Genomic DNA, 13,169 nt, shown 5'->3' with positions numbered 1-13,169 from the left:
GCTCCTGGGGGGAGGGGGATCAATGCTGGGTGAGGGCGACCGTGAGCGGGCCCGGCGTGACGGTCGTGCCCTGGGCGACGGGGTCCGGGGACACCTCGTAGGAGACGGTGACGTCGTAGACCGCGCCGTCGTGGGCCGAGGACACCGTCCAGGAGGACGGCCCGGGCTGCGGCAGCGCGCCGGAGACCGGCACCAGCTCGAGGCGGGGGACGACCGCGCCGCCGGCCGGCACCCCGGGATCGACCGAGAGGGTCGCGGTGAGGTTCGCGCCCTCGACGTCGAGGACGGCGCGGGTCGTGACGACGACCGTGTCGCCGGGGGCCAGCGCGGACAGGGCGTCCGCCGCTCCGGTGAGGTCGGTGGTTCCGCGCCGGGGGGCGCCGGTCGCGGGATCGACGTCGGTGTGGTGGAGGGTCGCCCGCGCGGGCTCCAATGCCACGTCGAGGGTGCCGGTGCTGACGGCCTGCGTCTCGAGCGGTGCCGTGTCGGACCAGCGGGCGGCCGTCCCGAGGCTGTTGCCGAGCAGGGTCAGCGCCAGGAGCGCGGCTGCGGCGGCGGCGAGGGTGCGGCCGGCGGTCGAGGGGCGGGAGCGTGGAGTGCGCGTCATGGGAGCCTCTGGGGGTGAGACGGAGCGAGACGGGGTGTGAGGGGCAGTGCGCCCCGGTGCGGCGTCGTCGCCGCACCGGGGTGCACCGGGGCCGGTCGGCCCCGGACGGTCACTGCTGGGCGAGGACGAGCTTGGTGCCGTTCAGCGACTTGGCCACCTTCTCGCCGGCGCTGCCGGTGGTCTTGTCCGCCTTCCAGGTGAACGTGGCGACGGCCGTCACGGTGTCCCCGTTGTCGTCCTCGGTGACCGGGAACGAGTCCCGGGCCGACTTCTCGCCGCTGGTCAGGGTCACGTCGTAGGACACGTAGCCGGCTTTCTCGAGGGCGTCGATCTCCTGCTGCAGCTGTGCGGGGAGCTCGAGCTTCAGGGACCCTCGCAGGTTGTCGCCCTCGGCGATGACCTTGGTGGAGGCGTGGAGCGCGATGGTGTCGCCGGGGACGATCTGGTACTTGGCCGGGTCGATCGGGGTTCCGGCACCGTCCTTCCAGGCCACGGTGGTGTTCGCCATGGAGAGCTCACCGGCGGTGATGATGTCCTGGGAGGCGATGGCCTGCTCCTCGGACCACTTGGAGAAGGTGCCGCCGCCGGCGGCGAGGAGGCCGACGGCCACGGCGCCGGCCAGGACGGCCTTGCCGGCGCGCCGGTTCCTGCCGGTCTGCGCGGTGGACTCGGACAGGGGGGTCTGCGCTTCAGTGTTCATGGGTCCGCCTTCGAGCGAGAGAGGGGTGAGAGGAGAGGCCGCGCGGGATCGGTGCGCGTGTGGTGCCGGGCATCCGGTGGGGTGTCCGCGGAGGCGGCGTGCACCCGGTCCCCCCGGATCACGGGGGACGGGGTGCCCGCTGCGACGGCCGCGCCTCGGCGCGCCGGTCCGTGGAACCGCAGTGGATCGCCCGGGGGATCCGTCGGCAGCCCTGCCGCCGAATTCCCTTGACACGTCAACTCTAGACAAAAGTCTATGAATAAGAACAGAACTTCCCTGTCCCCACTTCGCCCGACGTTACTGTCCGGTAATACCACCGCTTCGGCCCCCGCGAGCCGCGCCCATAGGATGCCGGAGGAGGGCTCCCACCCGGTGGAGCCGGGACCGGAGGACCGCCATGACCCGAGCTTCCCAGCGGCGCCGCGTGCACCGGTACACCGCCGACGGCGGCGGTACCGGACGCGCGGACACCCTGGCCGGCGAGGAGCCCCTGGAGATCCGGCTCGACGGCAGGCCGTTCACCGTCACGATGCGCACCCCGGGTCACGACTTCGACCTCGTGGCCGGGTTCCTCGTCTCCGAGGGTGTGGTGCGGACTCCGGGCGAGATCGTGCAGATGGACTACCGGAGCGGCATCGGCCCGGACGGGCAGCGGACCTACAACGTGGTGGAGGTGCGGCTCGCGCCGGGGGTCGCCCTGCCGGACACCTCCATGGAGCGGCACGTCTACACGTCGTCGTCGTGCGGGGTCTGCGGCACGGCGTCCATCGAGGCCGTCACCAAGGTCTCCACGTTCGACCCTGCCGCGGACCGAACCGGGCTCTCCGTGCCCGCGCTGCTCGCCCTGCCGGACCGGCTGCGCACCGGGCAGAAGCTGTTCTCCACGACCGGCGGCGTCCATGCCGCGGGCCTCTTCCGCTTCCCGGACGGTCCCGACGGCGACGGTGCCGGCGAGCCCGAGCTGCTGTGCGTGCGGGAGGACGTGGGGCGGCACAACGCCGTGGACAAGGTGGTGGGCTGGGCCCTGCGCGAGAATCTTCTGCCCCTGGGCTCCACCGTGCTGCAGGTCTCGGGCCGCGCCTCCTTCGAGCTGGTGCAGAAGGCGTACATGGCTGGCGTCCCGGCGCTCGCGGCCGTCTCGGCGCCCTCGGCCCTCGCCGTGGACCTCGCGGAGCAGACGGGCGTCACCCTGCTCGGCTTCAGCCGCGGCACCTCCTTCAACGCCTACGCGCACCGGGAGCGCCTCGTCCCCTGATCGGGCGGGGAGCGCCCCGCCGCTGGCTACGATGGGGTCATGAAGCCCTTCCTGCTGCTCGCCACCCGCGCCGAGGACGACGTCGCGGACGAGGAGTACGAGACCATCTGCCGCTTCAGCGGCCTGCAGGAGAGCCACCTCCACCGGGTCCGGCTGGAGGCGGGGCCCATGCCGCCGATCGACCTCGAGCGCTACTCCGGGGTCGTCATCGGCGGGTCCCCGTTCAACTCCTCCGACCCGCCGCAGCAGAAGTCGGAGGTGCAGCGGCGGGCCGAGTCCGAGATGCGGGACCTGCTCGACGAGGTCGTCGCCCGGGACTTCCCGTTCCTCGGCGCCTGCTACGGCGTCGGCACCCTCGGCACGCACCAGGGCGGGATCGTGGACCGCACCCGCGGCGAGGAGATCGGCGTCATCGAGGTCACGCTGACCGAGGAGGGGCTGCGGGACCCGCTGCTGCGGGAGTTCCCGCCGGCGTTCCACGGGTTCGTGGGACACAAGGAGGGCACGCGCACCCTGGCGCCCGCCGCCGTCCTGCTCGCGACCGGCGCGGACTGCCCCGTCCAGATGTTCCGGATCAAGCAGAACCTCTACGCGACCCAGTTCCACCCCGAGCTCGACGCCCCCGCCCTGCTCCGCCGGATCGAGGCGTACAAGGAGCACGGGTACTTCCCGCCGGCCGAGGCCGAGGTCGTCAAGGACCGGATCCGCACGGGGCCGCCCGTGACCAAGCCCGAGAAAATCCTCGCCGCCTTCGTGGACCGCTACGCCCGCTGACACGCCGCGGGCGGGCCCGTCCCGTCCTCCCAGCACGACGCGGAGCGGCTTCCCCGAAATCTGAGAGAGCGCTCTCTTGACGGTGTGAGCCACGGCACATACAGTCGAAGCACAGCAGAGAGAGCGCTCTCTCACCAGCAGTTGCTCTCCAGCCCCTTCACACCAAGGAGTGACCGTGGGACACACGCGACCCAAGCGAACGACAGCCCTGGCGGGTGCGGCGGCACTGGCAGCCGTCGCCACGGGGTGCGGCGGGGGCGAGCCGGCCAGCGCCGACAACCCCGTCGAGCTCACCGTCACCAGCTTCGGGACCTTCGGCTACGACGACCTCTACGGCGAGTACGAGGAGCTGAACCCGGGCGTGACCATCAAGGCCACGAACATCGACCGCGGCTCGAACGCGCGCACGGACGCCTTCACCAAGATCGCCGCCGGGTCCGGGCTCAGCGACGTCACCGCCATCGAGGAGGGCTGGCTCGGCTCGATCATGGAGGTCTCCGACCAGTTCGTCGACCTCAACGAGCACGGCGCGGCCGACATCAAGGACAACTGGGTGCCGTGGAAGTTCGAGCAGGGGACCGACCCCGAGGGCCGCGTCATCGGGTACGGCACCGACATCGGCCCCCAGGGCCTCTGCTACAACGGAAAGCTCTTCGAGGAGGCCGGTCTGCCCAGCGACCGCGAGGAGGTCGCGGAGCTCTTCGGCGGGGACGACGCCACCTGGGAGACCTACTTCGAGCTCGGCCGCGAGTACCAGGAGTCCACGGGCAAGGCCTGGTACGACCAGTCCGGCTTCGTGTGGAACTCGATGGTCAACCAGCTCGAGGAGGGCTACTACACCGCCGACGGCGAGCTGAACGTGGAGGGCAACGAGCAGCTGCGCGAGCGCTTCGACCTGCTCGCCGCGGGCACGCTGGACGGCCTCTCCGCCAACCAGACCCAGTTCGACTGGGGCAACGGCCAGGCCTTCGTGGACGGCTCCTTCGCGACCTTCGTCTGCCCCGGCTGGATGCTCGGCACCATCGAGGGCCAGCTCGAGTCCGCCGGCGGCGGCGAGGGCAGCGGGTGGGACTTCGCCGACGTCTTCCCGGGCGGCGCCTCCAACTGGGGCGGCGCGTTCCTCTCCGTCCCGGAGACCTCCGAGCACCCGGAGGAGGCGGCGAAGCTCGCGGCCTGGCTCACCGAGCCCGAGCAGCAGGTCAAGCAGTCGGCCAAGGCGAACAACTTCCCCAGCACCATCGAGGCCCAGGAGAAGCTGGTCGAGGACGCCGAACCGAACCCCGTGTTCAACGACGCACCCACCGGGGTGATCCTCGCGTCCCGCGCCGAGGGGGTCGTCGCCCAGTTCAAGGGCCCGCACGACTCCGTGATCCAGGAGAACGTCTTCCTGCCGCCGCTGAAGCGCCTCGACGCCGGGACCGCCACGGCCGACGAGGCCTGGGACGAGGCCCTCGCGCTTCTGGACGACCTGGTCGTCAACAACTAGCAGGACCCGGCCACGGGGCCTCCGGAATCCGCCGGAAGCCCCCTCACGGAAGCGCGAGACCCTCATGACCACGACAGCCCACCGTCCCGCCGCCGCGGCGCCCGCCGCGCCGGCGCCGAGTCCGCCCAGGCCGACCCGCAGACAGCGGCTCATCGTCCTGGACCTGAAAGCCTCCCCCTACCTGTACATCGCGCCCTTCTTCGTCCTCTTCGGAGTGGTGGGGCTCTTCCCGCTCGGGTACACGTTCTTCGTCTCGCTCTTCGACTGGCACCTGCTCACCGGCCGGGGCGAGTTCGTGGGGACGGGCAACTTCACCGAGGTGCTGCGGGACCGGTTCTTCTGGAACTCGCTGTTCAACACGGTGAGCATCTTCCTGCTCTCGAGCATCCCGCAGCTGGCGGCCGCGGTGCTGATCGCGGCGGTCCTGGATCAGAACCTGCGCGCCAGGACGCTGTGGCAGATGAGCGTGCTGCTGCCCTACGTGGTCACCCCGGTGGCCGTGGCCATGATCTTCACGAACATGTTCGGCGAGCAGTACGGGCTCATCAACAACATCCTCGGCAGCTTCGGGGTCGACCCGATCCTGTGGAAGAACGAGACGCTGCCCAGCCACATCGCCATCGCCGCCATGGTCAACTGGCGCTGGACCGGCTACAACGCGCTGATCCTGCTCGCGGCGATGCAGGCGGTGCCCCGGGACCTGTACGACGCCGGCGCGATCGACGGCGCGGGCCCTCTCCGCCGGTTCTTCAGCATCACCCTGCCGAGCATCCGTCCCACGATGGTGTTCGTGATCATCACGACCACCATCGGCGGACTCCAGATCTTCACGGAGCCGAGGCTCTTCGACCCCGTGGCCGCGGGCGGCACGCAGCGCCAGTTCCAGACCACGGTCCTCTACCTCTGGGAGATGGCCTTCCAGCGGCAGAACTTCGGCAAGGCCGCGACCATCGCCTGGCTGCTCTTCCTCCTCATCCTGCTCTTCGGCCTGGTCAACTACCTGGTCTCGCGCCGCATCGCGACGGCGTCCGACGGGGGGAGGCCGCGGCGCAGGACCGGGCGCGGGGCCGGTCGGCGGCGGAGGCCGCGTGCGGTGGACGCCGTCGTCCCCGACGCGGCGGCGAACACCGGCACCGGGGCGCCACGGGCGGCCGCAGCACCGACGACCACGAGGAGGACACGATGACCGTCACCGGCGCACCCACGAGGACCAGGACGCGGCGGTCGCGGGCGGTGCCCGTGCGCCGGCGGATCTTCGGGGACGGGCACCGCCCCGGCTTCCTCACCTACGGCCTGCTCTCCGCGTTCTTCCTGGCCAGCGCCTATCCGCTGTGGTGGTCGGTGATCATCGGCAGCCGCTCCAACGAGGCCCTCGTCCGCACCTGGCCGCCGCTGCTGCCGGGCGGCAACTTCTGGACGAACGTGGGCGAGGTCTTCAACACCATCCCCTTCTGGCTGGCCCTCGGCAACAGCGTGCTCATCTCGGGGATCATCACCGTCTCGGTGGTCACGTTCTCCACCCTCGCCGGGTACTCGTTCGCCAAGCTGCGGTTCAAGGGGCGCGACGGCCTCATGGTCGCGGTCGTGGCGACCATGGCCATCCCCACGCAGCTCGGCATCATCCCGCTGTTCATGCTCATGCGCGAACTCGGCTGGACCGGCAAGATCGGGGCGGTCGTCGTGCCCACCCTCGTCACGGCGTTCGGCGTGTTCTTCATGCGCCAGTACCTCGTGGACGTCATCCCCGACGAGCTCATCGAGTCGGCCCGGATGGACGGGGCGTCGATGATCTCCACCTTCTGGCACGTCGCGCTCCCCGCGGCCCGCCCGGCCATGGCCATCCTCGGCCTGTTCACCTTCATGACGGCGTGGACCGACTTCCTGTGGCCGCTGCTCGTCCTCGACGCGAGCAACCCCACCCTGCAGACGGCGCTGAGCCAGCTGCAGTCGGCCCGCTACGTGGACTACTCGATCGTCCTCGCCGGCGCCGTCATGGCCACGCTTCCCCTCCTGGCGCTCTTCGCCGTCGCGGGCAGACAACTCATTTCCGGAATCATGCAAGGAGCAGTGAAGGGCTAATGCCGAACAACGCAGAAGACGCAACCGTGCACCACCGCAGCTGGCCCGAGGGCTTCCTCTGGGGCTCGGCCACCGCCGCGGCCCAGGTGGAGGGCGCCGGGCACGAGGGCGGCAAGGAGGACTCCGTCTGGGACGCCTTCGCCCGTCTGCCGGGCGCCGTGGCCAACGGCGACACCCTGGAGGACGCCGTGCAGCACTACCACCGGATGCCCGAGGACGTGCGGATCATGAAGGAGCTCGGGCTCGGCTCCTACCGCTTCTCCACGAGCTGGGCGCGGGTGCGTCCCGGTGACCGGGCCCCGAACCCCGAGGGCCTGGACTTCTACTCCCGCCTGGTCGACGAGCTGCTCGAGGCCGGCATCCTGCCCTGGCTCACCCTGTACCACTGGGACCTGCCGCAGGCGATCGAGGAGAAGGGCGGGTGGGCCCACCGGGACACCGCGCACCGCTTCGTCGAGTACGCCGACGACGTGCACTCGGTGCTCGGCGACCGGGTGCGGCACTGGACCACGTTCAACGAACCCTTCTGCTCGTCGCTGCTCGGCTACGCGGCCGGGGTCCACGCGCCCGGACGACAGAACCCCCGGGCCGCCGTCGCCGCCGTGCACCACCAGCACCTGGCCCACGGCCTCGCGGTCGAGCACCTGCGGTCCCGCGGTGCCGAGCACCTGGGCATCACCCTCAACCTCAGCAACTCGATCCCGCGCGACCCCTCGGACCCGGTGGACCTCGACGCGGCCCGGCGGTTCGACTCCCTGCAGAACCGCCTCTTCCTGGACCCGATCCTGCGCGGCGCGTACCCCGAGGACACCCTCGCGGACCTGGACCGGTTCGGCCTCCGCGAGCTCGTCCGGGACGGTGACCTCGCGACCATCGGGGCGCCCCTCGACTTCCTCGGCGTGAACCACTACCACGACGACCTCATCAGCGGACACCCGGAGGCCTCCGGCGGCGACGGCCACTCCGGCGGCGCCAGCCGTCCCACGTCCTCGTGCTGGATCGGCTCCGAGGACATCGCGTTCCCGAGCCGCGGCCTGCCGCGCACGGCGATGGACTGGGAGGTGAACCCGGACGGGCTGCGGAAGCTCCTGGTGCGCCTGGGCGAGGAGTACCCCGCGCTCCCGCCCCTGTACGTCACCGAGAACGGCGCCGCCTACGACGACGTCGTCAGCGACGACGGCGCCGTCCACGACACGGAGCGCACCGAGTTCGTCCTCGGCCACATCGCGGCCGTGGGGGAGGCCATCGACCAGGGCGCGGACGTCCGCGGCTACTTCGTGTGGTCGCTGCTGGACAACTTCGAGTGGTCGTGGGGCTACGGCAAGCGCTTCGGCGTGGTCCGGGTGGACTACGGGACGTTCGAGCGGACCGTCAAGGACAGCGGTCGCGCCTACGCCGGGGTCATCGCCGCCGCCGCGGACCGCACGCCGGTGGCCCCGTCCACGGGCGCCTAGCATTGATGCCAGCCCACCCGCCGAGAGCACCGGAGATGATCATGACGCAGCGCGCAGGCGGCCCCCGGCCCGTGCCGACGCTCGAGATGGTGGCCGCGCTGGCCGGGGTCTCGCGGGCGACCGTGTCCCGGGTGGTGAACGACTCGCCCAGCGTCGACCCCGAGCTCGCGCAGTCGGTGCGGAAGGCCATCGAGGCCCTCGACTACACCCCGAACCGGGCGGCACGGTCGCTGGCGAAGCGACGGGCCAACTCGGTCGCCCTGATCATCCCGGAGTCCACGTCCAAGGTGTTCGCGGACCCGTTCTTCACGACCGTGGTCCAGGGCATCGCGATGTACCTGACGGACACCGACTTCACCCTGAACATGGTCATCGCGTCCGAGGCGAAGCCCGAGAAGACCCGCAGCTTCCTGCTCGGCGGCAACGTGGACGGCGCCCTGGTGGTCTCGCACCACAGCGGCGACCACTCGTGGACCCACCTCTCGGGGTCGCTGCCCATGGTGTTCGCGGGTCGCCCGCTCGTCGGAGCCGAGGACGCCTACTACGTGGAGGTCGAGAACGAGGCCGCCGCGTGCAGCGCCACCCGGCTGCTCACCGCGAGCGGGCGGCGGAGCATCGCGACCATCGCCGGGCCGCAGGACATGCCCCCGGGCATCGACCGGCTGGCGGGCTGGCGGACCGCGGTTCGGGAGGCCGGGCTGGACGACCAGCTGGTGGAGATGGGCGACTTCACGCTCGCCTCGGGGGCCCGGGCCATGCAGCGGCTGCTGGACCGCGGCCGGCCGGTCGACGCCGTGTTCGCCGCCAACGACCAGATGGCGGCCGGGGCGTACACCGTGATCCAGGGCCGCGGCCTGCGCATCCCGGAGGACATCGCCGTGGTCGGCTTCGACGACGACTCCTTCGCGACGTCGGTGACCCCCGCGCTGACCACGGTGAACCACCCGATCGTCGAGCTCGGCCGGAAGATGGCCGAGACCCTCGTCGACATGATCGAGGGCCGGCCGACGGACCGCGTGACCATCATGTCGACCTCGCTCGTGCTCCGGGACTCCGTCTAGCCCTTCCCGCCCCGAGCCGGGCGACGCCCCGGCGCCGTCGTCGGCGTCCCCCGGATCCTCCCCGAAAGGCCACCATGCCCCCTCCAGCCCTCCCCGCCCCGGTGACGGGCGACGACCCCGCGACGGCGACCGGCCGCCCCGTGCACTGGGGGGTCGTCGCCACCGGGTCGATCGCCGGCCGCGTGGTCCAGGACCTGGCGCTGCTCGACGACGCCGTGCTCTCGGCCGTCAGCTCCCGCTCCCGGTCCTCCGCAGAGGCGTTCGCCGAACGCTTCGGCGCGGCCCGGAGCCACTACGACCACGACGGCGCCACCGGCTGGGAGCGCCTCGTCGCGGACCCCGCCGTGGAGGTCGTCTACGTCGCCACGCCGCACGCCCAGCACCACGCGGTGGCCCGCGCGGCCCTCGAGGCCGGCAAGCACGTGCTCTGCGAGAAGCCGCTGACCATGAACGCCCGGGAGGCGGGGGAGCTGCGGGAGCTCGCCCGGGCGCGCGGGCTGTTCCTCATGGAGGCGGTGTGGACGCGCTTCCTGCCGAGCTTCGGGCGCGCCCTCGACATCGTCCGTTCCGGTGAGATCGGCCGGGTCCGCTGGCTCCAGGCGGACCTCGGCGCCCCGGTGCCGTACGACCGCGGGTCCCGGCTCTGGGATCCCGCGGCGGGCGGAGGGGCCCTGCTGGACCTCGCCGTGTACCCGCTCACCTGGGCGCTCGCGGCACTCGGCGCACCGGCCGGCCTCACGGCCCACGGCGTCCTCAACGATGACGGCGTGGACCTGCACAACGCTCTGACCCTCACCTGGGCGGACGGCGCGCACGCCCACCTCACCACGTCCATCGAGACGAACTGCCCGGGCACGGTGACCATCAGCGGGACGGACGGCTGGCTGCGCACCGGGGCGCCCCTGTACCACCCCGGTGAGCTGGTGGTCCGGTCCGGGGGAGCCGCGCCGCGGACCGAGCGCTTCCGGGCCGCCGGGCACGGCTTCGCCCACGAGCTGCGGGAGGTGACCCGGTGCCTCCAGGCCGGCCTGACCGAGAGCCCGCGCATGCCGCTCGCGGACACCGTGCTGGTGCTGGAGCTGCTCGACGACGCGCGCCGGCAGATGGGCCTGCGCTACCGCAGCGACCTGCCCTGACCCGCGGGCGCCACGACGGGGCACCGGACGGGCGCCCCCGAACTGTCGCGTGTCCGGAAGGGACCGGCTGCGGATACCGTGGGAGGCATGACCACGCGCGCCGCCCCCTGGAGGCAGGGATCCCTCGACGACGACCCCTCGGGCCCCGGTCCCCGGCTCCTGCCGTACCACCGGCTCGGCCACGCCGACCCCGACCACCGGTGGTGGAAGCCGCTCGTGGAGCTGCTGCTCTTCGGCGCCTTCTACGGGGTGCTGGCCATCGTCTTCGGCATCGTGTGGGCCGTGGGGCTCGTGGCCGTGCGCGGCGAGGAGGCCCTGGACGAGGTCTTCCTCGGGGGCACGGAGCTGGACATGATGGACCCGGCGATCTTCTTCATGCTGTTCTTCTCCCTGGTCCTCATGATCCCGGCGCTCCTCGCGGCCCGGGCCATCACGGGCCCCCGGCCCCTCGGGCTGCTGCTGTCCGTGACGGGACGGCTGCGCTGGGGCCTCCTCGGCCGGTGCCTCCTCGTGGCCCTGGCGATCTACGCGGTGGGCCAGGCGGCCGCCCTCCTCGTGGAGTACGCGCTGCTCGGCTCGCTGACCGCCCCGCAGCCGGTGGAGGGCTTCTGGTGGCTGATCGCCATGATCGTGCTGGTGGTCCCGCTGCAGTGCGCGGCGGAGGAGCTCGTCTTCCGGGGCTACCTGCTGCAGACCGTGGGACGGTGGCTGCGCCGGCCCGTGTTCGCGATCCTGCTGCCGGTGCCCCTGTTCACGTTCGGGCACCTGTACGACACCTGGGGGCTGCTGGCGGTGGCCGTCATGGCGGTCGTCGCCGGCTATCTGACCTGGCGCACCGGCGGGCTCGAGGCGGCGATCGCCCTGCACGTGGTCAACAACGTGATCGCCACGCTCTTCGGGGCGCTCGGCCTGGCCGACCCGGACGCCGAGGAGTCGTCCTGGGTGGCCCTCGCCCTCTCGGCGGCCCTGCAGCTGCTCTTCGCGTGGCTCGTGGTCCGCGGCGCGCGCCGGCGCGGCGTGGAGGTGACCCGGACCGTGCACCCGCCGCGGCCGCCCCTCCTCCTCGCGGCCGGCCCCGGACCCGGTGGGGAGGGCCGCGGGCCCGGAGCCTGGGTGTGCCCCGGCCCGCCCGCCTGTCCCGGCCACTGGGCGGGACAGGCGCCCGGACGCGCGCCCCAGCACCTTTCGTAGACTGACGGCATGGAACCCCGCACCGCAGTCGACCCCCGGTCCGCCGTCGAGGACCTCGGCCGCTACGTGATGGAGTCGCCGAGCTCCTTCCACGCCGCGCACGCCGCCGCCGCCCGGCTGGAGGAGGCGGGCTTCGTCCGCCTCGACGAGACGGAGGACTGGGCCCGGCCCGGCGTCCGCGGGCGGCGCTACGTGCTCCGCGACGGGGCCGTCATCGCGTGGGCCACCCCGGCGGAGGTCCCGCCCGCGGCGGGGTTCCGGATCCTCGGCGCGCACACCGACTCGCCGGGCTTCAAGCTCAAGCCGAGACCCACCACCACGGCCCACACCTGGCACCAGGCCGGGGTCGAGACCTACGGCGGGGCGCTGCTGAACTCGTGGCTGGACCGCGAGCTGCGCCTGGCGGGCCGGCTCGTGGTCCGCGGGACGGACGGCGCCCCGGCGGAGCATCTGACCGCCACCGGCCCCGTGGCCCGCATCCCGCAGCTCGCCATCCACCTGGACCGCGAGGCCAACAAGGGCCTGCAGCTCGACCGCCAGCAGCACGTGCAGCCGATCTGGGGCGTGGGGCAGCCGGAGGACGCGGACGTCCTCGCGCTGCTGGCCGAGCACGCGGACGGCGGGCCCGTGGACCCTGCCCGCATCGTCGGCTACGACGTGGTGCTGGCGGACGCCCAGCCCCCCGCCGTGTTCGGGCAGGGCGGGACGCTGTTCGCCGCCGGGCGGCTGGACAACCTCTCCTCCGTGCACGCCGGGCTGAGCGCCCTCGCCCGCGAGGCCGAGGCGGTCGAACAGGGCCGGCACATCGCGGTGCTCGCCGCGTTCGACCACGAGGAGATCGGCTCCCGCACCCGCTCCGGCGCCGCGGGACCGTTCCTCGAGGACGTGCTGGTGCGCATCGGTGAGGGCCTGGGCCGCTCCGCCGCCGAGCACCGGCGCTCCCTGGCCGGGTCCGTGTGCCTGTCCGCCGACGCCGGGCACCTGGTGCACCCCAACTACCAGGGCCACCACGACCCCGTGAACCGGCCGGTGCCGGGGGCGGGGCCGCTGCTGAAGATCAACGCGGACCAGCACTACGCCACGGACGCCGTGGGCGCCGGGATCTGGGCCGAGGCCTGCGCGCGCGCCGGTGTGGGCTACCAGGAGTTCGTCTCCAACAACCGGGTGCCGTGCGGGTCCACGATCGGGCCCATCACCGCGGCCCGGCTGGGGGTGCGCACGATCGACGTCGGCATCGGCCTGCTGTCGATGCACTCCGCCCGGGAGCTGTGCCACGTGGACGACGTCGCCGCCCTCGGGGCCGTCGCGGGGGCCTTCTACACCGCCTGACCCGCTGCGCCGCCGTGCGAGGGGCGTCCTCTGCTCGAACTGCTGCGCAAGGGGTCGCCACTGAACGGTGCGAGTCGGTCGTTCCGTTCAGTGGCGA

At 72.5% G+C, this 13,169-nt stretch carries 12 protein-coding genes; 10 read left to right on the top strand and 2 right to left on the bottom strand.

The features are described 5' to 3' along the window. Positions 1-19: 19 nt before the first annotated feature. Both RF647_RS17845 and RF647_RS17840 read right to left on the bottom strand, forming a co-directional pair. Complete coding sequence (locus tag RF647_RS17845) at positions 20-607, bottom strand: hypothetical protein (protein WP_368812886.1); 588 nt, start codon at positions 605-607, stop codon at positions 20-22. A 109-nt stretch (positions 608-716) separates the two neighbouring features. After that, entirely contained in the window at positions 717-1,307 is a 591-nt protein-coding gene (locus RF647_RS17840; RefSeq protein WP_368812885.1) for an alternate-type signal peptide domain-containing protein, read from the bottom strand. Positions 1,308-1,704: 397 nt separating this feature from the next. Here RF647_RS17840 and fdhD point away from each other — a divergent pair, with 397 nt between their 5' ends. From fdhD to RF647_RS17790, 10 genes are all read left to right on the top strand, one after another. Beyond that, the gene (gene fdhD, locus RF647_RS17835) at positions 1,705-2,562 is read left to right on the top strand and encodes a formate dehydrogenase accessory sulfurtransferase FdhD (RefSeq protein ID WP_368812884.1); all 858 of its coding nucleotides are present in this window, start codon (positions 1,705-1,707) and stop codon (positions 2,560-2,562) included. Between the two features lie 39 nt (positions 2,563-2,601). Then, positions 2,602-3,336 (top strand): glutamine amidotransferase, encoded by a 735-nt coding sequence (locus RF647_RS17830; protein WP_368812883.1) that lies wholly within the window; start codon positions 2,602-2,604, stop codon positions 3,334-3,336. A 175-nt stretch (positions 3,337-3,511) separates the two neighbouring features. Continuing rightward, the gene (locus tag RF647_RS17825; protein ID WP_368812882.1) at positions 3,512-4,822 is read left to right on the top strand and encodes an extracellular solute-binding protein; all 1,311 of its coding nucleotides are present in this window, start codon (positions 3,512-3,514) and stop codon (positions 4,820-4,822) included. A 64-nt stretch (positions 4,823-4,886) separates the two neighbouring features. Continuing rightward, positions 4,887-6,008: a carbohydrate ABC transporter permease gene (locus RF647_RS17820; protein ID WP_368812881.1), complete on the top strand. Its 1,122-nt coding sequence runs from the start codon at positions 4,887-4,889 to the stop codon at positions 6,006-6,008. Beyond that, entirely contained in the window at positions 6,005-6,901 is an 897-nt protein-coding gene (locus RF647_RS17815; protein ID WP_368812880.1) for a carbohydrate ABC transporter permease, read from the top strand. The genes RF647_RS17820 and RF647_RS17815 overlap by 4 nt, the downstream gene beginning before the upstream one ends. Then, positions 6,901-8,355, top strand: coding sequence for a GH1 family beta-glucosidase (locus RF647_RS17810; RefSeq protein ID WP_368812879.1), 1,455 nt, complete (start codon positions 6,901-6,903; stop codon positions 8,353-8,355). Before RF647_RS17815 ends, RF647_RS17810 begins: the two co-directional genes overlap by 1 nt. A gap of 41 nt (positions 8,356-8,396) precedes the next feature. Beyond that, complete coding sequence (locus tag RF647_RS17805; protein WP_368812878.1) at positions 8,397-9,416, top strand: LacI family DNA-binding transcriptional regulator; 1,020 nt, start codon at positions 8,397-8,399, stop codon at positions 9,414-9,416. A 74-nt stretch (positions 9,417-9,490) separates the two neighbouring features. Then, positions 9,491-10,552, top strand: a complete 1,062-nt coding sequence (locus RF647_RS17800) for a Gfo/Idh/MocA family protein (RefSeq protein WP_368812877.1) — start codon at positions 9,491-9,493, stop codon at positions 10,550-10,552. Positions 10,553-10,639: 87 nt separating this feature from the next. Then, a complete protein-coding gene (locus RF647_RS17795) occupies positions 10,640-11,743 on the top strand; it encodes a lysostaphin resistance A-like protein (protein WP_368812876.1) in 1,104 nt (367 codons plus the stop codon). A gap of 9 nt (positions 11,744-11,752) precedes the next feature. Beyond that, positions 11,753-13,072 carry a M18 family aminopeptidase gene (locus RF647_RS17790; RefSeq protein WP_368812875.1) on the top strand — a complete coding sequence of 440 codons (1,320 nt, stop codon included), beginning with the start codon at positions 11,753-11,755 and terminating at the stop codon, positions 13,070-13,072. Positions 13,073-13,169 lie beyond the last annotated feature (97 nt).

This window comes from Kocuria sp. CPCC 205263 (assembly GCF_040981075.1).
Lineage (GTDB): Bacteria > Actinomycetota > Actinomycetes > Actinomycetales > Micrococcaceae > Kocuria > Kocuria rosea.
Note: the sequence above shows the minus strand (reverse complement) of the source record. Positions and strands in the feature narration are given on the sequence as shown.

Excerpts from the sequence above, each read along its gene's own strand:
- RF647_RS17840 (WP_368812885.1), bottom strand. The coding sequence starts at position 1,307 with ATGAACACTGAAGCGCAGACCCCCCTGTCCGAGTCCACCGCGCAGACC.
- RF647_RS17810 (WP_368812879.1), top strand. The coding sequence starts at position 6,901 with ATGCCGAACAACGCAGAAGACGCAACCGTGCACCACCGCAGCTGGCCC.
- RF647_RS17795 (WP_368812876.1), top strand. The coding sequence starts at position 10,640 with ATGACCACGCGCGCCGCCCCCTGGAGGCAGGGATCCCTCGACGACGAC.
- RF647_RS17790 (WP_368812875.1), top strand. The coding sequence starts at position 11,753 with ATGGAACCCCGCACCGCAGTCGACCCCCGGTCCGCCGTCGAGGACCTC.
- fdhD (WP_368812884.1), top strand. The coding sequence starts at position 1,705 with ATGACCCGAGCTTCCCAGCGGCGCCGCGTGCACCGGTACACCGCCGAC.
- RF647_RS17815 (WP_368812880.1), top strand. The coding sequence starts at position 6,005 with ATGACCGTCACCGGCGCACCCACGAGGACCAGGACGCGGCGGTCGCGG.
- RF647_RS17845 (WP_368812886.1), bottom strand. The coding sequence starts at position 607 with ATGACGCGCACTCCACGCTCCCGCCCCTCGACCGCCGGCCGCACCCTC.
- RF647_RS17830 (WP_368812883.1), top strand. The coding sequence starts at position 2,602 with ATGAAGCCCTTCCTGCTGCTCGCCACCCGCGCCGAGGACGACGTCGCG.
- RF647_RS17820 (WP_368812881.1), top strand. The coding sequence starts at position 4,887 with ATGACCACGACAGCCCACCGTCCCGCCGCCGCGGCGCCCGCCGCGCCG.
- RF647_RS17800 (WP_368812877.1), top strand. The coding sequence starts at position 9,491 with ATGCCCCCTCCAGCCCTCCCCGCCCCGGTGACGGGCGACGACCCCGCG.
- RF647_RS17805 (WP_368812878.1), top strand. The coding sequence starts at position 8,397 with ATGACGCAGCGCGCAGGCGGCCCCCGGCCCGTGCCGACGCTCGAGATG.